27 protein-coding genes are annotated in these 18,186 nt (G+C 40.0%); 23 read left to right on the plus strand and 4 right to left on the minus strand.

Annotation, left to right across the window (positions count from 1 at the left end; genetic code table 11):
* Positions 1–105 precede the first annotated feature (105 nt).
* The 5 genes from OCU30_RS04520 (at position 106) to OCU30_RS04540 (ending at position 3,513) form a co-directional block, all read left to right on the plus strand.
* On the plus strand, positions 106–732 hold the full coding sequence (locus OCU30_RS04520; RefSeq protein WP_077311862.1) for a hypothetical protein: 627 nt from the start codon (positions 106–108) through the stop codon (positions 730–732).
* Positions 733–801: 69 nt separating this feature from the next.
* Positions 802–1,824, plus strand: a complete 1,023-nt coding sequence (locus tag OCU30_RS04525; RefSeq protein ID WP_077311864.1) for an IS110 family RNA-guided transposase — start codon at positions 802–804, stop codon at positions 1,822–1,824.
* A 274-nt stretch (positions 1,825–2,098) separates the two neighbouring features.
* On the plus strand, positions 2,099–2,428 hold the full coding sequence (locus OCU30_RS04530) for a hypothetical protein (protein WP_162494399.1): 330 nt from the start codon (positions 2,099–2,101) through the stop codon (positions 2,426–2,428).
* Positions 2,429–2,550: 122 nt separating this feature from the next.
* Positions 2,551–2,820, plus strand: a complete 270-nt coding sequence (locus OCU30_RS04535) for a hypothetical protein (protein WP_077311868.1) — start codon at positions 2,551–2,553, stop codon at positions 2,818–2,820.
* Between the two features lie 129 nt (positions 2,821–2,949).
* Complete coding sequence (locus OCU30_RS04540; protein ID WP_205408762.1) at positions 2,950–3,513, plus strand: hypothetical protein; 564 nt, start codon at positions 2,950–2,952, stop codon at positions 3,511–3,513.
* 24 nt (positions 3,514–3,537) lie between these two features.
* Here the strand turns inward: OCU30_RS04540 and OCU30_RS04545 are convergent.
* Positions 3,538–4,694 (minus strand): IS3 family transposase gene (locus OCU30_RS04545; RefSeq protein WP_261821305.1). Its coding sequence is split into 2 segments (ribosomal slippage): positions 3,538–4,433 and positions 4,433–4,694, totalling 1,158 coding nucleotides; the frame shifts between segments, so codons are not numbered across the junction.
* Between the two features lie 101 nt (positions 4,695–4,795).
* Between OCU30_RS04545 and OCU30_RS04550 the strand changes: the two genes are divergently transcribed.
* The 9 genes from OCU30_RS04550 (at position 4,796) to OCU30_RS04590 (ending at position 11,120) form a co-directional block, all read left to right on the plus strand.
* A complete protein-coding gene (locus OCU30_RS04550) occupies positions 4,796–5,158 on the plus strand; it encodes a hypothetical protein (RefSeq protein ID WP_205408779.1) in 363 nt (120 codons plus the stop codon).
* Between the two features lie 54 nt (positions 5,159–5,212).
* Positions 5,213–5,722 carry a P-loop NTPase family protein gene (locus OCU30_RS04555; protein WP_077313598.1) on the plus strand — a complete coding sequence of 170 codons (510 nt, stop codon included), beginning with the start codon at positions 5,213–5,215 and terminating at the stop codon, positions 5,720–5,722.
* Positions 5,723–5,857: 135 nt separating this feature from the next.
* Entirely contained in the window at positions 5,858–6,394 is a 537-nt protein-coding gene (locus OCU30_RS04560; protein WP_077313596.1) for an MOSC domain-containing protein, read from the plus strand.
* Positions 6,395–6,418: 24 nt separating this feature from the next.
* On the plus strand, positions 6,419–6,847 hold the full coding sequence (locus OCU30_RS04565) for a GNAT family N-acetyltransferase (RefSeq protein WP_077313594.1): 429 nt from the start codon (positions 6,419–6,421) through the stop codon (positions 6,845–6,847).
* Between the two features lie 93 nt (positions 6,848–6,940).
* Entirely contained in the window at positions 6,941–7,519 is a 579-nt protein-coding gene (locus OCU30_RS04570; RefSeq protein ID WP_077313592.1) for a GNAT family N-acetyltransferase, read from the plus strand.
* A 108-nt stretch (positions 7,520–7,627) separates the two neighbouring features.
* Positions 7,628–8,038, plus strand: coding sequence for a cytidine deaminase (locus tag OCU30_RS04575; protein WP_077313590.1), 411 nt, complete (start codon positions 7,628–7,630; stop codon positions 8,036–8,038).
* 292 nt (positions 8,039–8,330) lie between these two features.
* A complete protein-coding gene (locus OCU30_RS04580; RefSeq protein ID WP_077313588.1) occupies positions 8,331–9,500 on the plus strand; it encodes an MFS transporter in 1,170 nt (389 codons plus the stop codon).
* A gap of 429 nt (positions 9,501–9,929) precedes the next feature.
* Entirely contained in the window at positions 9,930–10,445 is a 516-nt protein-coding gene (locus OCU30_RS04585) for a GNAT family N-acetyltransferase (protein ID WP_077313586.1), read from the plus strand.
* 78 nt (positions 10,446–10,523) lie between these two features.
* Positions 10,524–11,120: a DJ-1/PfpI family protein gene (locus OCU30_RS04590; protein ID WP_077313584.1), complete on the plus strand. Its 597-nt coding sequence runs from the start codon at positions 10,524–10,526 to the stop codon at positions 11,118–11,120.
* Here the strand turns inward: OCU30_RS04590 and OCU30_RS04595 are convergent.
* The gene (locus OCU30_RS04595; protein WP_235861834.1) at positions 11,005–11,469 is read right to left on the minus strand and encodes a phage integrase N-terminal SAM-like domain-containing protein; all 465 of its coding nucleotides are present in this window, start codon (positions 11,467–11,469) and stop codon (positions 11,005–11,007) included. The genes OCU30_RS04590 and OCU30_RS04595 overlap by 116 nt on opposite strands.
* A 439-nt stretch (positions 11,470–11,908) precedes the next feature.
* Here OCU30_RS04595 and OCU30_RS04600 point away from each other — a divergent pair, with 439 nt between their 5' ends.
* The 9 genes from OCU30_RS04600 to OCU30_RS04640 all read left to right on the plus strand — a co-directional run bounded on the left by OCU30_RS04600 (position 11,909) and on the right by OCU30_RS04640 (position 17,233).
* Positions 11,909–12,157, plus strand: coding sequence for a DUF1272 domain-containing protein (locus tag OCU30_RS04600; protein ID WP_077313582.1), 249 nt, complete (start codon positions 11,909–11,911; stop codon positions 12,155–12,157).
* Positions 12,158–12,257: 100 nt separating this feature from the next.
* Positions 12,258–12,785, plus strand: coding sequence for an AAA family ATPase (locus tag OCU30_RS04605; protein WP_077313579.1), 528 nt, complete (start codon positions 12,258–12,260; stop codon positions 12,783–12,785).
* Between the two features lie 122 nt (positions 12,786–12,907).
* On the plus strand, positions 12,908–13,231 hold the full coding sequence (locus OCU30_RS04610) for a cupin domain-containing protein (RefSeq protein ID WP_077313577.1): 324 nt from the start codon (positions 12,908–12,910) through the stop codon (positions 13,229–13,231).
* Between the two features lie 100 nt (positions 13,232–13,331).
* Positions 13,332–13,610, plus strand: coding sequence for a hypothetical protein (locus tag OCU30_RS04615; RefSeq protein ID WP_077313575.1), 279 nt, complete (start codon positions 13,332–13,334; stop codon positions 13,608–13,610).
* A 97-nt stretch (positions 13,611–13,707) separates the two neighbouring features.
* Entirely contained in the window at positions 13,708–14,082 is a 375-nt protein-coding gene (locus OCU30_RS04620; RefSeq protein WP_077313573.1) for a nuclear transport factor 2 family protein, read from the plus strand.
* A 64-nt stretch (positions 14,083–14,146) separates the two neighbouring features.
* Positions 14,147–14,656, plus strand: coding sequence for a P-loop NTPase family protein (locus OCU30_RS04625; RefSeq protein ID WP_077313571.1), 510 nt, complete (start codon positions 14,147–14,149; stop codon positions 14,654–14,656).
* A gap of 148 nt (positions 14,657–14,804) precedes the next feature.
* Positions 14,805–15,746 carry an MrcB family domain-containing protein gene (locus tag OCU30_RS04630; RefSeq protein WP_077313569.1) on the plus strand — a complete coding sequence of 314 codons (942 nt, stop codon included), beginning with the start codon at positions 14,805–14,807 and terminating at the stop codon, positions 15,744–15,746.
* A 104-nt stretch (positions 15,747–15,850) separates the two neighbouring features.
* A complete protein-coding gene (locus tag OCU30_RS04635) occupies positions 15,851–16,789 on the plus strand; it encodes a hypothetical protein (protein WP_077313567.1) in 939 nt (312 codons plus the stop codon).
* A gap of 90 nt (positions 16,790–16,879) precedes the next feature.
* Positions 16,880–17,233: a hypothetical protein gene (locus OCU30_RS04640; protein WP_077313565.1), complete on the plus strand. Its 354-nt coding sequence runs from the start codon at positions 16,880–16,882 to the stop codon at positions 17,231–17,233.
* A 162-nt stretch (positions 17,234–17,395) separates the two neighbouring features.
* Here the strand turns inward: OCU30_RS04640 and OCU30_RS04645 are convergent, their stop codons facing one another.
* The gene (locus OCU30_RS04645; RefSeq protein WP_077313563.1) at positions 17,396–17,734 is read right to left on the minus strand and encodes a cytosolic protein; all 339 of its coding nucleotides are present in this window, start codon (positions 17,732–17,734) and stop codon (positions 17,396–17,398) included.
* 88 nt (positions 17,735–17,822) lie between these two features.
* The gene (locus tag OCU30_RS04650; RefSeq protein WP_077313561.1) at positions 17,823–18,152 is read right to left on the minus strand and encodes a hypothetical protein; all 330 of its coding nucleotides are present in this window, start codon (positions 18,150–18,152) and stop codon (positions 17,823–17,825) included.
* Positions 18,153–18,186 lie beyond the last annotated feature (34 nt).

Genomic DNA, 18,186 nt, shown 5'->3' on the forward strand with positions numbered 1-18,186 from the left:
TTAAAATGTTAGGTTTGTATTTGTAGGACAAAAATAAAACGTGACACAATTGTTTTTGTATCTTATTATTGTAGTGCATTTTTAATTTGTACTACGGAGTGAGTTATGAAAAACAATAAAGATTCATCTATTCGTGTCAGAATAGATCGTGGTGTTGAAGCAAAGTTAAAGCAACTATGTGAGTGGGATAACACAACACCTAGCGCTGTTTTAAGAAAGCTAGTTGATGTGTATGTTGCTCGCCATTCTCTGAGTGACCTTATCTTAGACGTATCGTTTGAGATTACGAAGTTACCCGAAAGTAATCCTCATTCATGGTATGTGTTTAAAATTGAAGCGGAGTTAAAAGGCGAATTAGAAGGGGAAAGTTTAGAGTCAATCGAGCTTCCTTTCTTATTGCCGGAATTCTTTGAAGGTGAGCGTGAACCGTTCAGAGTTGATTCCGCCTATTACCATCGTATGTCTTTCCCTAATTGCACTGGGAAGCGCGATCGTTTCCTAGGCGCGAAGTTAGTAAATCGCAAATGGAAAGGCGCAATTTATGTTTATCGCGACGAACTACTAAAAACACCAGATGTATATGAAACCCAAGTTAAGGACGCCCTCAAAGATAACATCATCCTAGGTGTTAGTCAGTATGTTAAGCTCAAAATGAGTGCAGCACTGGAATCAGATATAGTTGATGAAGTATTCAATCTGACTCATGGTAATGAGCGTGATGAACAAACCTAACAAGATAATTGGACTCCCGCTCTAATTACAGACTAACCTTTGAGTGAGTCAACGTACTGGGAGAATCAGATGAATACTACGATTGTTGGTGTCGACTTAGCGACTAAAGCGATTCAAGTGTGCGTTTATGCACGCTCCAAGGTGCAGTCTAATAAAGAATTGACACCTCAGCAGTTTAGTGAGTTTTTACGTCAACAATCCCCATCTATCGTAGTTTTCGAATCGTGTAGTGGTTCTAATTATTGGTCGCAGGTTAGTCGCTCTCTAGGGCATGAAGCGAAACTGATTTCAACAAGGTTGGTTATGGCGATTCGTCAGAACCAAAAGACGGATAGAAATGATGCGTTAGCGATAGTTCAAGCAGCGTTATTACCTGATATTCATTTTGTATCCAGTAAGACGCCACAACAACAGCAGGCACAAGCCATACTCCGGTTACGTGAGCAATGCATCAAACAAAAGACGGCATTGAGGAATCAACTGGCAGGCCTTTTACGTGAGTTTAATTTTCAAGTGGGTCGAGGAGAAAGCAAGCTTATATCGACGATCGAATTGATTCTCGAAGACGCTGAAAATGGCTTGAGTGTCTCATTCAGAGCCATGTTGAATAAATCCTTATCGCTGTATCAGCAAATCTGTGTCACGTTAGAGAGTTACAATACAGCGCTTGAAGAGTGGGTTATCAATACACCAGATTGTCGAAAATTGATGAAGATAGAAGGCATAGGTTTGCTCAATGCTATTTATCTTTATATTGTGATTGCTGACCAAGAATTAGGGGAGTTTAAGCAAGGGCGAGATGTATCAGCCTGTATTGGATTAATCCCTGTTCAACACAGCTCTGGTGGTAAAGTAAAATTAGGAACAATAGGTAAACGTAAAAATACAAGTTTACGAAGTTTACTGATTACAGGTTCCATGTCTGTCATTCAACAAGTTGAAAAAAGAGAAGCTAAAAGCAAGAAAGAAAGCTGGTTGAAAGCATTAATTGAACGGCGTGGAAAGAAATGTGCTGCAGTGGCATTAGCCAATAAAAATGTTAGAACAGCTTTTGCGATGTTAAAAAATGGAACGGATTATCAACTCAATTAATTTTCGATACGAACGCGAAATGAATATTAAATTAGGTGATGCAGAATACTCGTTTGAGAAGTAAATCTCGCTAACAAGCGTTGCACCCTAATCAGCGAAATTGTCATAGAGTCGAGGTAGCACCTCATCAGAACTCGCACATAAGCAAGCAAATATCATTAAGCAAAAAATGTATTGAAAATAGGGAGTCCACATAAACGAGTATGGCGTCAATCGTTAATTTTTCGCCATATTGTCATTCCACATAGTACCGTCTCTTAGCATTGAATTTAAGATGACAACCATCTTTCTAACGCAGGCGATGATTGTCATTGATATTAGATCTGAATTAACAAAGGGCCTTCAGGCTTTGCCAAGTGATTCCAAATTAGCAAAGTCATTAAAGCGAATGAGAAAAGCCTGCCAAGAGTTTAGTGACAAGCTTGGGCACCCGAAATTTTCAAAATTCGATGCCCCGGTTCAAACATCGATGCTTGAGCGGGAGCTTTTCAAGTTAAGAGAAAAGTGTGGTGTCTCTGTAGCAGATATTGCTGTTGCATATGGTCTTGATGTTGATGATGGCCTAGCAAGCATCATACCTTTCAATAATGCAGAAAACACATAACAAGGCGCTCAAAACGGACTGCGTAAACCTGTCATCTTTTTTGTTCCAAAAAAGCCGCCAGCTTTACTGCGCTGTTTAGCTTAGCGTTATATCTTTAAATATTTACACAAGGAGAAAAGTAAATGAGTAAAAGTATTGTATGTAACGAATGCGGTGAAGAATATTCCGATGACGAATTTGACTCTTGCCCAAATTGTTCTGAAGAAGAACAGATAACTTGTGATGAATGTGGAACGGAGTATTCATCTGAAGAAGATGGATGTCCTCATTGCGCTGAGTGGAAAGTTCCAGAAGGAACTGAATGTGAGTTTTGTGAAAAAACCGCTACGAATTACGTTCAAGATCACCCTGTGTGTGACGACCATTATGAAGATAGTTATCCAATTGATTAATAAGAACAATATATAACAAGCGCTTAAACTCCGACAATGTAAAGTTGTCATGGTTTTGGCAAACAACGCAAAAAGCCATGCCAACACATTGCGTGTTAGGCGGGCGTTATATTCACAAGGAGTTTTGAGTTGGCAATAGATGTTGCTTTTAGCATTGAGGCAAATGATTATTTAGATCCTGATAGAGCATATGATCTTTACTGGTCTGGCGTCATCACAGATAAGAAGAAATTTCTTTGCCCGGGAACAGATTGTACAGCACAAGTAACCTGTGCAAACTTAGATGAAGACCTTCAAGATATGAAGGTCGCCCCGCACTATCGAATCTACGGAGAGCACTCTAAAGACTGTGAAGTTTTTAATAATAAGCCTCTCAACCTTCAATACGAAGATGGCACATCTGTAAAGGAAGAAAAACGAACTGTAGATGAATCTATTGTAGATCTCTTCCTTCTAGAGCGACCAGACTCTTACTATGATGAAGCTAGAACTGACCGGGGAGCTAATAATCAAGTTTTTAAAAAGCCCGAGTTTGTCCGAAGATCAAAAGACACAAGACTGAGAGAAGCAGGAAGTATCGGAAATATATACTCCGTTCGGTCTGTTGTTGGCAGGTATATCAGATATAGAAATGATGGCTCCATTGATCAGCGTAGAGTAAACATACTTGGCAAAGACATATACTACCTGTAATGGTCCACTAATACTGGAGAGTTCTTAAGCCGCTTTTTTCATCTTTGCATAATGTTCGTGTGGAGTCATATAGTTGAGTCCGCTGTGCTTTCGCTTGTAATTGTAAAAATTAAGATAACTTTGTACTGCTGATATGACCGACTGATGATTGATAAAATTCAGTACGTTCAAGTGCTCCGACTTAAGTGTCCTAAAAAATCGCTCCATTACAGAGTTATCCCAACAATTCCCTCTTCTGCTCATACTTTGTTTTATATTTAAAGCACTTAAACGATTTCTAAAAGCATGAGAACTAAAATGGCAACCCTGATCTGAATGCACCATCAACTCACCTGTCATCGGTTTCTTATTTATGATTGCTTGATTGAGTGCAGCAAGCGTTAACTTTGTATCAGGCGAGCGTGATAACGCATATCCCACAACTTCTTTCGTGGCTAAATCCATAACACATGCGAGATAACTCCAACCTTGATGAGAACGAATATACGTCACATCTGTCACCCAATGAGTATTGTATGTCTCAGGATTAAAGTGCCGGTTAAGTAAGTTCGGTGCATATCGCTTTTCATCACCAAAATCAGGATAGTAATGCTTCCTTTTTGGGTAACGGACATAAATATTGAGTTTATTCATTAATTTAGCAACTCTATACAAACTTACATAAGTGCCTTGCTCTTTAAGTTCTTCTCTAATGCGCCGCTTGCCATAGGTGTGATTCGACTCACTTGCAATCACACGGATTTGATGACGTAATCGCGCGTCACTCTGTTTATCGCTTCTTTGGTAGTAAAAACTACTCAATGGCACTTCAAGAGCGTGACATATTTCGGAGACAGTGTAACGAGAGTGCGCTTTCTTCATTTGCCTTACGGCTTCTTGCTTCAATTGTCTCGCATGAACAAAGCGCTGGCTTTTTTTAATATGTCGATGTCTCGATTTGCTCTAGCTAGCTGTTTTTCAAGCTCTTGTATTCGTTGTTGCTCAGGAGTTAAGGCTTTTTGATTTTGCGGTGTAATACCTTGCTTTTCAGCTTTGTATTGCCGCTTCCAGCGGACAACAGCCGAAGAGCATGCCCCAGATATTTCTTGAATCTGTTGATTAGAGTAGCCATCTTCAACCATCATTTTTGCGTATTCTAGTTTTTGCTGATCGGAGATAATAATTCTTTCTTTTCGTTGCATCATAAACCTCAGTTAATCATTTGATTATAAGGCTTAATTGCTTTCCAAGATAATCGTACCATTACAACCGAAGTATATTTAAATGCATATGGGAGCAAGACTTGAATGAGCTCCCAAACTATCCAGTAATTTACTACGGCTGGGCTTATATAAATAGGCTTTACTCGGATGCGGGGTTTCAGATTAAATTCAAGAAGAAATTCAAGAAAGGCGATGATGAATATACGAGCACAATAATGGTTGCTGACCGCTTGGTCGAAAGCTATAAAATAAAAAAGTTAGTTGCAACAAGGATCGAAAAAATAAATGCACAAGATAAGCCAACAGCATTTGTATTTGTTTATGGTTCTCCAAGTGAGAACACATCAAAAGCAGATAAAAAATATGCCAACTTCTCCATAACAAACCTAGACATGATAGACATTAATTATGATTGTCCGTTGCCAAAAGAATATAACAAGTAAAGCCAGCCGACGTATAAATGCGCGGCTGCTTTAGGCGTAGCATGCAGGAATAATATGAAGAAAATTCTCATCATTGGTAATTCTGGCTCAGGAAAGAGTTGGTTGTCGAAACAGTTGTCCTGCAAACTTCAGTTGCAAGAAGTTAACTTGGACTCGATTGTATGGGAGCCAGGTGGCTATAATCAAAAACGCTCCACCAGAGCAATCGAAAATGAAATTACTAGTATAAAGTCTCAATGTAACTGGGTAGTTGAAGGAGTATTTGGTGCTTTAGCTGAACAGCTTGTTTTTTCTGCTGACATGCTGTTATTTTTGGATTTGGAATGGGCCGAGTGTGAAAGTTCTCTTTATGCTCGTGGCTCGGAGAGCTCTAAGCAACTTAATGAGGATCAGGCGGAGAAGAATTTTCGTGAATTATTGAAATGGGCTTCTGAATACTCGGTTCGAGAATCCAAAAGTTCAAGACAGTTCCATCAGCAATTGTTCAGTGATTTTCACGGTACTAAAGTACGTTTTACTACGCGCTCTCAAGTGAATGAGTTTGTAGCGGAAACAACATGTTAACAAGGCATTTAAGAGGGATTCTCAACGCTTGGCATTTTTGCTTCTACTTCAAATTTAGTGTTTATGGCACAATGATTTAGGATGGGTGGAGGCGTTGTTCATCCCTTAATGCGGCGTTAGCACCAAGGAGGAAGTGTGAAAGTAGTCTCATTAAGTAAAGATTCCGAACACCAATTTTCTAAAGGAACATGTGAGTCGCTAATTTTCTTGAAAGGCCATGGAATTGAAGGAGACGCACATTGTGGTGTTACTGTGAAACATCGCTCTCGTGTTAAGGCAGACCCCACGCAGCCCAATTTACGACAAGTCCATTTAGTTCATTCTGAGTTAATATCAGAACTTAAAATCTCCGGTTTCAACGTAGATGCTGGGACTATCGGAGAAAACGTTCTTACTGAAGGTGTAGACTTATTATCGCTACCTAGAGATACATTGATTAGCCTCGGTTCACAAGTTGTATTGAAGGTTACTGGTTTAAGGAATCCGTGTGCTCAGCTTGATAATTATCAGTCAGGTTTAACGAAGGCAGTTCTAGATCGAGATAAAGATGGTAATTTGGTTCGTAAAGCTGGAATAATGGCAGTTGTTAAAGAAGGCGGAATTGTAAAAGTTGGAGACAGCATTTCGCTAAAGATTCCTCCAGAACCACACATAGCACTTGAACGAGTATAGTGCTAACAATCACAGGGAGACTTTGTGAGTCCTATCCGCGAGGCGGTAAAATCCGATCTAAATGGCATAGTGGAAACCTCGAGGAGTCTTGGTTATCCCATGCGCGAAATCACGGATGTAGAGAACGACCTGGCTGAGCTCATTCGTTCGGAACGTGACCGTCTGTGGGTGTTCACAGTTGACGCCGCTGTCGTGGGCTGGCTGCACGCCTACGTCTCTATACGGGCAGCATCGACCGCCTTCGTCGAGATCTGCGGTCTGGCTGTGCATCCGGAACATCAGCGACAGGGTATTGGATCTGCCCTCGCGTCTCATGCGTCGGACTGGTCTGCCGAAAAGGGCTTAAAACTCCGTGTTCGTTGTAGCTCGGTGCGTGAGGATACTCACGAGTTATATAGGAAGCAGGGTTTTTCGACTGTGAAGACCCAGCTAGTCTTCGATAAAAACTTGTAACAATGCCATGCACCGGATGCCAAAAACTCTGCTTCGCTCCGTTTTTGCCACCGGTGATGGCGAACGTTAGTTAGCAAAAGGAAATTGAGGCTTATGTGGATAGAAAAAAGCTTAATTGAAGGTCATTATGTTGCTCTTGAACCTCTTACTTTAGATCATGTTCCGGCATTGATTGAGGCAGTTAAAGACGGAGAGCATTGGAAGCTATGGTTCGCTAATGTACCAAGCCCAGAAAAGATGCATCGCTATGTCAGTGATGCCATCACTCAGATGCTTCTAGGTAATATCGCCTATGCGGTGAGAGACAGAATGACTAATAAGATAGTAGGGTCGACTCGTTATTATGGCGTTGATGATTCAAATAAACGGGCTTTGATTGGTTATACTTGGTATGCAAATTCGGCTAGGGGAACTCTGATAAATACAGAGTGTAAATATCTTCTCCTCAAACAGTTATTTGAGAGGTACGAGGCAATTGCAGTAGAGTTTCGAACTCATGTTGGCAATACAGTTTCTCGAAAAGCTATTGAACGGTTAGGTGCAAATCAAGACGGTATTTTACGCAACCATCAAATACTAAAGGATGGTTCTGTAAGGGACACGGTTGTTTATTCAATTATTGATTCAGAGTGGTCTGAAATTAAGCAAGTGTTGCTAAAAAAGCTCAGCTAACAAACTGCTCAAGAGGGATTGGCATTTTCGCTTAGCTCAAGTGTAGCCAAGTGTTTCTCACGTATTAATTGGGCGTTATAGCTAATGTGAAAATTTGGAATTATCAAAATGGAAAACATAGAAAAAGATTTGTATGACGCAGCGGCACAATTAATCGAGTCTCGTTATCCTATTGGCTGGGGTGGGGCTGCAGCCGTTAGAACCGAATCGGGAACAATTTTAACTAGTGTTGCTCCAGATGTAAAAAATGACGCTTTATCACTATGTATGGAAGTAGGGGCTTATTTGGAGGCTCACAAATTAAATGAAGCAATCACGCATTCGTTGTGTATCTGTCGAGAAGACGAAAAAGGTGAGTTTTTGGTTCTATCACCTTGTGGTATTTGCCAAGAGCGTTTAGCTCACTGGGGCGGTGACGTAAAAGCGGCAATAACCACAGAAGAGAATCAATTAGTTTTTAAAACTCTTCGAGAGCTCATGCCGCATCATTGGTCTTTGGTTAATGGATCTGCGTTATAACAATTTGCTCAAATTGACAGCTAACGATTAGCACTATTGGTGTGGTTGAGTTTGGTATTTATGGCGTTAAGATAAATTTTTTAAAGTACGTTAGCTGTAATTTAGTTCAGTGTTAAATTTCCAAGCTTACAGAGCGTCAATAATTACCTGGGGCACACACCGTTAACTATTCGTATATAATAGATTGACATTTTTCAAGGGTAGTAAGTTACATCACTCAAGTGACTTTGGTTTTGGCAGAGATAAACATACCTCGCGATTAACGCAAAATTTTTCTTTAATGTAAGATAATATGAAATTAAATAACAAAACAAAACTATTTTTGTTTGTCATGATTAATAGCATAGGAAATTGGCTAACATTTACCGCGCTATCATTGAAGCTTCTTGAGGAGTATGGTGTTGAGCACGTTACAATTGGTTTGCTTATTCAGTCAATCCCATCTGTATTACTATCTAAGTATGTAGGAAGAGTATCTGATCAATTTTCAATAAAGAATTTAGTGATATACAGCCAAGTACTGTTATCATTAAGTATTTTAGGTATAGTACTCAACGATAATATATACATGATATATATTATGATGATAGTCTCATCAGTTATTAGAGTTTTCTATACGCCTGTTTTCAACAGTCTTATTGGTGAATTCACCGCAACACTTGCAAGTAGAACTCAATTTTATACTCAACTTTCTGCGGCAGGTTCCTTTGCAATAATGGCATCTCCGGCGTTGGGGGCTTATATATCTCTTGAAATGGGGTTGAATTTCTTACTGATTATTGACTTTTTTTCTTATTATGTTTCATTATTTTTTATACTAGACATTCTCCGTCAACAATTTAATAAAAAAACAGCTACAAAAAGCTCTTCTAACTTAGCATTCAATTTTTTACATTCACCAGAAAAAATAAAAGCCATTATGATAGTATGGTTTCTATTTTTGTTTTCTGGTGCCGCTTTGAATGCAGTTGAGTTTCCAGCTCTTTCCTTTAACGGTTTTGAACGAGAACAAATAGGTTATATCGTCGCAGCGTGGGGGGTAGGTGGCTTCATGTCGCTATTTTTAGGAAATAAAATTAATTCTGTTAGCAGCTATTTAATGAGTGTAGTGTTAATACTAGTTTACTTTGTTATTATATACAGTGATAATTTTAATGTTGTTTTCTTTATGTTTGTTATTGGTGGCTTATCAATGACGATAATATCAGGAATTACAAAATCAAAAATTCAAAACAACATTGATGCTGAAGATGTGTTATCAATCTCTGTATGGACCTATATAAATAAAGGCACTGGGTTAATAAATGTTGTAATATACGTGTTTTTCTCGATTTCTTTTTTTTGGTTTAATGAATGTGTTAGTTATCTTTCGTTTTTAGGGTTTTCGCTAATTTATGTTATCTCGTATTTAATTTATAGTAAATATGACGTAACCGTTCACCAGCACCGGATTGACAGCTAAAAAGTGTGACAAATCGCACTGTATCCCATTTTGCCTATTGAGTGACATTATGCTGACTGCATGACTATCCGAGTTATGCGACCCATTGCGCTATTACTAAGATAGATAGTAAGTACCATCGTTAACAGAATAGCTTTGATGTTCACCTCGCTCAGGGAGAATGAGAGAGTGGCAATGCAGGATTAATATTACGGGTGTAATGTTGCGATTCTTTTGGGTGAAAACTAAATAAATAAGACATCCATATTTTATAACTTTAACAAAAGTAGGCAGTCGACGTGAGAAAGCCCACGCAACGACTACAAACAATCAAGTGTGTTTTTGGCGAAATTCATTAGATCAGAATGAGCAATACGCATCTACTCATTGTTTTATAAAGAAATTATGAGGGGATTCGTAAGAGTTGGGCGTTATCTGAATAGGGACATTATGCAGCAAATAATTGAAAGTCATCGATTAATATTAAGACCGTTTTCTCTTGCTGATGCTAAGCATGTAGCAGAGTTGGCTGGTGACAAACAAATCTCAGAAATGACGGCAAACATTCCTTATCCATATAGTATCTCCGATGCTGAAAACTGGATACGTACTCACGAAACGTTATTTCTAAGTGGTAAAGGTGTAGTCTACGCTATTGTACTAAAAGCCACTTCAGAGGTAATTGGTGCGATTAGCTTTCCAAAGCTAGAAAATGGTTTAGGTATTCTTGGCTATTGGCTAGGAGTGCCCTACTGGGGCAGTGGCTATGCGACAGAAGCATCGAAAAGTTTGATTTCATTTTCCAAAGAGCATTATGGTTTAACCAAGTTACAAGTCATGCATTTAGTTGGAAATGAGCGCTCAAAGTCAGTAATTAAAAAGCTTGGTATAAAATACGTGGGCGATCAGGTGAACCGGATGCAAGGTAAAGAACGTGAAGTCAGTGTTTATATGTCAGAGGTATAAATTCACATAACAAGATAATTGGGCACTCGCTCTAGGAATTAATTGAGACACACACCGTTAACGAGAATAGGAGCAAATATGGACATTGCTGTACTAACTTTTGATGGATTTAATGAACTGGATTCATTTATAGCCGCGGGCATTTTGAACCGAATGAAAGACGCTGGTTGGAATGTACAAATAACGAGTCCATCCCAATACGTCACTTCAATGAACGGGGTGACAATTCAATCTCAGCAACCTCTAGAATTTGCCAATCAAGCCAACGTTGTCTTATTTGGTAGCGGCGCACTCACGCGCGATATTGCTCAAGACAGAGAGATACTTTCAAGGCTAAAGCTAAACCCTGAAACTCAGTTAATTGGTGGGCAATGTTCAGGTACATTGCTCATGTCAGTACTTGGTTTACTGCATCACATACCCGTTTGTACCGATTTAACAACGAAACCTTGGGTGATCGAATCAGGGGCGACTGTTTTAGATCAACCTTTTTATGCTCAAGGTAATCTTGCAACCGCAGGTGGGTGTTTGTCATCAAAGTACTTGGCTGCGTGGGTGATTAGCAAGTTATCGGGTAGGGCAGACGCTGAATCAGCAATTTATTATGTTGCGCCAGTTGGTGAAAAAGAAAGTACTGTTGAGCACTGTATGTCAGTAGTCGGTGCATATCTATAATAATTCTTAGACACTCACTGATTCTAAGGCCGCTACCATACAGCAATGCAAAAATAAGCCTCTCTCGCTCGCTGTCAATGTGGTCAATAATCGATTTAACCTCAGTAGCAGATAGTACCGACGGTAAACGCCGACCTTGCTTAGCATGCTGAAAACCAAGATCTCCAAGTGGCTGTGCAAGCGCTTTATTATACAAAAATGCGAGCGCATTCAGAGCCGATTTCTGAGTGTTGATCGCTACATGTTGCTCGGTTGCTAGAAACGAAAGAAATGCTCTAACCTCGTTTGCTCCTATCTGATTAGTATGCTTTAGGTTATTGCACCTGATGAAATAACGAATCCAATACAAGTAGGTTTTTCCGTTTTCATGCTGTAGCCCCGTACACGCAACTCACTTCTGAGGTGACTGATAAATGGACTGGAACACATCGACCACTCCTTGTGGATACATTACCTCTTTACTGTATAAATACACAGTTTATTTTTATGTTTGCCAGTTGGATGCCTGTTTTTATGACCCGAATAGTGTTTTTTTGCTTAGTTTGTCATAGTCGTGTCAATGAAAGTGTATTAATATCAATCATTAACCAATTTATCAGCCAGAATAACGCGCTGTGGATAAATGATATAACGCGCATGCTCGAATTTGTATTTTGAGTTGCTTTGGGATAAGTCTTAAAAGTGTTTTTAAAACAGCCTTTTAAAGGTGGTTTTTTGAACTCTCATGTACAGCGCAAACGCGCATGCGCACTATTAAAATGTTATGCACCTAAGAAGGAGGCAAGCCAATGTTAGAACTTCGACCAAACTGTGAGTGCTGCGACAAGGACTTACCTCCGGAATCGACAGGTGCAGTAATCTGTACTTTTGAATGCACATTTTGTGCTGAGTGTGCTGAGGATGTCCTTAATCATATCTGTCCAAATTGCTCAGGGAACTTAGTGCCACGGCCTATACGCCCTGTAGCTGCACTTAGAAACAACCCGGCATCTACCACCCGCGTACTAAAAGAAGGTGGGTGCGTAGCCAATGCATAACAAGCGCATTAAAAATCGCCCTGCGGGCTGGACGTCGCTGACGCTCCGCCTTTTATGCGAGCGTTATGCGCTTTTATCGTATTGAATAAATTGGAACATAATGAAAATAGTATGGATACATGGAGCACCAGCTGCTGGTAAGCTGACTGTCGCTAAAGAACTAAAAGAAAAGTATGGCTTTAAACTGTTGCACAACCATCTAGCTGTTGATTTAAGCCTATCAATTTACGATGAGTTTGGTGCAAAAGATTTTCATGAGTTTACGGATAGTATTCGTAGATTAACTCTACAAAAAGCTAAAGAAATTGGAGTTGAACATGTCGTGATGACTTGGGTGGTATGTTCTAAATTACATCAAAAAGAAATTCAGGGTTACTTGGACTTTTTCGAACAAGAAAAAATTGACTTTTACCCTGTTCATTTGTCTCCATCAAAATCAGAACTGCTTCTCCGTGTGGAATCTGAAGAACGTAAACCCACACATAAAATATCTTGTGCTAATCAACTATCGAACTATTTGGAGCAATGTGAATATGCTCCAATAAAAACATCGAAAACGATTAAAATTGATAACACGAATGTTGCACCTGAGCATGTTGCAGAGCGTATAATGTCGCATATAAGCTAGAACGCGCATAACAAAACGTTTAAGAGCGATTCGTAAACGCGTGCCATTTACGCTTCGCTCCAATTTTGGCACACGTTCACTCACGCCTTAACGTGGCGTTATATTTTATGTAAGGAAAATACATGATTATCCCTTTTATGAAAGAGAATATAAAATGGTCAAAAACTCCATTTTCTGGTGTTGAGTTTTGTTGGCTATCTGAGAAAACTGAAAATGGTAGAACAGCAATACTGAAATTTGATGATCATGCGGAACTACCGTTGCATAATCACCCTGGATGGGAACAAATATATGTTCTTGAAGGTCGTCTACAAATAAACTCAGAAATTTATAAAACAAATGACTTTGCTCTTATAGAGGGAAAGACAGATCATTCGATATTGGCTTTAGAACCAAGTAAATATATTACTATTTCGCAAATAGAAGGAGTTAATATTATTGAGTAACGTCAGTTAAAAAATTATTCAAGCCAAATAATAAATGATATTATTTGGCTTGTTAGTATTTTTCACTATTAAAATGTTATACGTAGAAGAAGAGTCGAGGATGTCTGCCAGACAACCAGAATTTGAAGAGATAATTGATCAGCTCAGTAGAGCCGTCCCTGTCCTGGAATCTGAAGGTTTAGATGACTCGGCTAAAGACACGGAGAAGCTAATTAATCGCATTAATGGCATGGGCAGCATCATCTCATATCACAAAAGTAGTCTGTACTCAATTCTGCGTATGATGATCGAGTCGAACACTTACTATGACTCAAAAGCCGGAGAGTCCCTGAATCAAGCATTTGTTCTCATTATAGAGGCCTTGGGTGAGAACGTATAACAAGGCCAGACACGGCGACGGCTTTTTCGTTGCGGCTTCGCTTCCGCTACAAAGCCGCGCATGCTGGCGGCGTTAGGCAAAAACACGAGAGGACACTATGGATAGCAACATTGAGGTAGAAAAGGCGGAAGAGCAGTTGCGCCAAGCTATGCTTGCCTCCGATGTTGAAGCTTTGGATAAGCTTCTTTCTCCAAGTCTCATTTTCACAAACCACCTTGGGCAGTGCTTGGGTAAAGAGGCTGATCTTTCGGCCCATGAATCGGGCGCTCTCACCATTTCTAAACTGGAACCTTCGGAACAGCAAATTAAGTTAGTCGGTGATGACGCGGCGGTTGTTACAGTGCGGGTCCAGCTTTCCGGAACCTATGCCGGTCAACCTGCTGGTGGAGACTTTCGATTCACACGTGTTTGGGCACAATTATCAAACGGTCATTGGCAAGTTGTGGCAGCTCATGCTGGCATAATTGCCTAACAAAACGCTCCAGCCGATGCGCTAAAGCGCACGGCTGAGCTGCGCGTTAGCATGCAGGAATAATATGAAGAAAATTCTCATCATTGGTAATTCTGGCTCAGGAAAGAGTTGGTTGTCGAAACAGTTGTCCTGCAAACTTCAGTTGCAAGAAGTTAACTTGGACTCGATTGTATGGGAGCCAGGTGGCTATAATCAAAAACGCTCCACCGGAGCAATCGAAAATGAAATGACTAGTATAAAGTCTCAATGTAACTGGGTAGTTGAAGGAGTATTTGGTGCTTTAGCTGAACAGCTTGTTTTTTCTGCTGACATGCTGTTATTTTTGGATTTGGAATGGGCTGAGTGTGAAAGTTCTCTTTATGCTCGTGGCTCGGAGAGCTCTAAGCAACTTAATGAGGATCAGGCGGAGAAGAATTTTCGTGAATTATTGAAATGGGCTTCTGAATACTCGGTTCGAGAATCCAAAAGTTCACGACAGTTCCATCAGCAATTGTTCAGTGATTTTCACGGTACTAAAGTACGTTTTACTACACGCTCTCAAGTGAATGAGTTTGTAGCGGAAACAACATGCTAACAAGGCATTTAAGAGGGATTCTCAACGCTTGGCATTTTTGCTTCTACTTCAAATTTAGTGTTTATGGCACAATAATTTAGGTTGGGTGGAGGCGTTGTTCACCCCTTAATGCGGCGTTAGCCGCTTCTGAGAAAGGGATGAAAACTCAGTGAATTTTAAAGAATCTATTGATCACCTAATCGAAAACTATCTTGTAGAAAAAACGAAAGATTTCACAGGTAATGTTTTAGCGAATCATTTAAGAAATGTAATTCCTGCAAATTTAAGGAAGGTGTTAGGTGAAAACGACCGATATTACGTCAAAGGGAGTGCTGGCCAAAGTGGCTGGGCCAACGTTCCTTGGATTTCAGTTTTAGATAGAACAGTTACCACAAGCCCTCAAAATGGTTTTTATCTTGTTTACTTACTTAGAGAAGATGGTGCAGGTGTATATTTAAGCCTCAATCAAGGTGTCACAAATCTAAAAGAAAAATATGGCAAGTCTGTAATTGATGTACTCCGAGTAAGAGCATCAGATTTTAATGCTCAGCTTAGATTTCAACATAAAGACTCTATTGAAGGACCAATTGACTTAGCTTCATCTAAAAAAGGCTCTTTGGGAGACTTATATCAACATGGGGCTATCTATTCTATTTACTATGAAAAAGGTAAGGTCCCTGATAGTTCTCAGCTTGAGCATGACCTAATAGCCTTTGTTGAACTTTATCTTAAAATGGTTGTAAATCAAAGCGTCTCAGATGGTTCAAATGTAGAGGAAGATGAAGCTGGCTTAGGTGTAGAAGATGGCACTAAGCTGCGTGAGCATAAAAGGATTGAGCGGAATCAAAAGCTAGCAAAGAAAGTCAAAGAACTTCAAGGGTACAAGTGTTCTGCATGTGGTTTTGATTTCGAAAAGAAATATGGTGAAATCGGTAAAGGTTTTATTGAAGCGCACCATTTAACTCCTGTTTATCAGATTAAGGGTAAAAAGGTAGGCTTGGATCCAGTAAAGGACTTTTCTGTACTGTGTTCAAATTGCCACCGGATGATACACAAAACACAGTTTGTTGATAGAGTCGAAGAGTTTAAGGCTCAGTATGTCATCGGCTAACAAGCAGCAACGGACTGTCAAACCTGTAACTCAAATTGCTGAGCAATTATGTGCCAGCTTTTCCTGCCACTGTGCTGGACGTTATGCTATGAAGAGTAAATATCATGCAAGATAGAATGAAAGAGTTACGTAATCGTGAATTATCTGAAGAGAAAAAAAGATATCTTAATGATCGTGAAAGAGAGCTATCTAAATATAGAGAGGTAATTGAAAATCAGGAACGTGATTTCGATACGTACCGGTCAAGATTAAAAGAAGAACAAATTGAACGGGAAATGGATCTCCAGAAAGAATTCGAGGAAAGAGAGCGATATTTCGTAGAGAGGGAAAAGAAATTAGTTGAACGTCAACGAGATTTTGAAAAGCATCTCAAGCATAGAGAAATGGAAGCTCAAGCACTTCGTAATAGACTGCAAAATGAACTTGCCATAAAAGAATCCGAACTCAAAAAAGCTTCTATTGAGCTGGAACAAGAGAAGGCTCGTTTAACAGAAGAAAGTAGAAAAAAATTAGAGCAAACATCACAAGATTATGTTGCAGACGCACTTGACGCACTAAATAGTAAAGAGTCCCAATTTCATACGATTTCACGAATTTGGAGTGGAATTGGGGCTGCCTCACTGATTGCCGGTGTAATATTTTTTGTTGCTGTAACTTTTTCTATCAGTTTGGATTCACTAAAAGATATATCATGGCAGTTTCTGATATTCGCTTTATTTAAAGGGATCATAACTGTTGGCCTACTAGTCGGTGTTGCGAAATACTCATTTTTGTTTAGTAGTTCATATATGCAAGAATCACTTAAAAATGCAGACCGCAGGCATGCGATTAATTTCGGGAAATTTTACTTGGAATCATATGGTGCTACTGCTGACTGGTCAGAAGTAAAAGAAGCATTTGAGCATTGGAATATCACAGGCAGCAACGCTTTTAGCAAGCGAGAAGACGTGTCGCTAGATAACGATACGCTTGACAAAGCAGTTTCATTGGTAGAAAAAGCGGGAAAAATACCAGAAAAAATAAAAGATGCGGTGAAAGCATAACAAAGCGCTGCACTCGGATAAATTACTCGCTACGCTCCTATTTTACCGGTGACCGTAGCGTTATGTAGCTAGATAAGAAATGGAGTATAAATGCTTGGTTTAGTTCGATTTGTAGTGATTGCGAATGTAATAGCAGCCGTAATAGTTGTTGCTCTTGAGAGGTCTACAGGCTTCTTTGGACTTAAGTTTGTTTCGGACTACGCATTTTTAATCGTTGTACTTTTATGGGGAACCACAGCCTTATTTTTCATGTATCCACCTATGGGTGGTATGGGGCAGCCTAACGACAAAGCTGGTAGGGTTACAGATTCAATGGTTGACCGTAGTGTTGCGGACGAAATCGATGACGAGCGGTTATCAGAAAATACAGCCTTTTGTATCAAACTGCTTATAGCTGGGGTGCCTGCATTCTTGGTTTGTGTCCTTGCGAGCATCGCTACATAACAAACTGTAAGGTAATTTTTGCAGAACCTTTTGAATACAACAGCCCTAAAACGGTTGTGCCTAGATTCGCTTTATCAAAGAGGCAAATTGTAAAACGTTTTTGCCTCTTCATCCCTTTTTGCAAGTGAGGCTATTTCGTAGGTTGCCACTGCCGAGTAATGTTCAGTCCATGCGGGTAATAAAGGTTTGCTCGTCATCGACAAACGCCACAAAGCCGCCGTAATAGATAAACACCCGACCACGCCCCTCAACGATGCAGGCAAGTTGTGGCTCTAAATCTTCCTCATTATCTTGGCTTTTAAAGGTGCCAGTATCGGTGATGACGCCGCTGAGCGTCGGTAAGTACCCATAAGCGCGCTTAGCTTGATCAATCAGGCTTAATTCGCTAGTAGCAGAAAAACAAGCAGGGATCGCACCGGCGTCTTCAATAAACAGTGGTTTGAGTTCTTCAAACGCGGTAATCACCAGCCAGTCGATGCCGTTAACATGATGGATATACATAGGGTTCCTCAGTCATTTTGGTGCGAGGATTTTACCATTATCAGGGGAGAACGCAGTAGAGATTTTGGTCAAGCCGTCAAATGGCTGGCTACGACAAGCGTTTATTCCAGCGTCCTTGATGTTCTAACGTGCAGCTTTCTTCAGAATCAAAGCGTATCTGTTTGTCTGTGTTGTTGAGCGAGACATTTAAAGGCTGTAAAGCTTGTTTGAGCGACGTGATGATAGATGCTTTGTCGGCCTGTTCCATATGATGATGAGTATCAAAGACGCAAGTAATGGTTAATGAGCGCGGAAAATCGGCGTAATTCACCTGATGGGTTAACCACTCAAACCCCGTGTGGCTCTCCTTGGCGTGTTCACATACCTCCGTTAACGCTACACGTAAGGCATTGTCCATTTTCTTATCTGACTTTTTCATTTAACTGGTTCCTAGGTGTTTGACCATCGATGAC

This window comes from Vibrio palustris (assembly GCF_024346995.1).
GTDB classification, from domain to species: Bacteria; Pseudomonadota; Gammaproteobacteria; order Enterobacterales; family Vibrionaceae; genus Vibrio; species Vibrio palustris.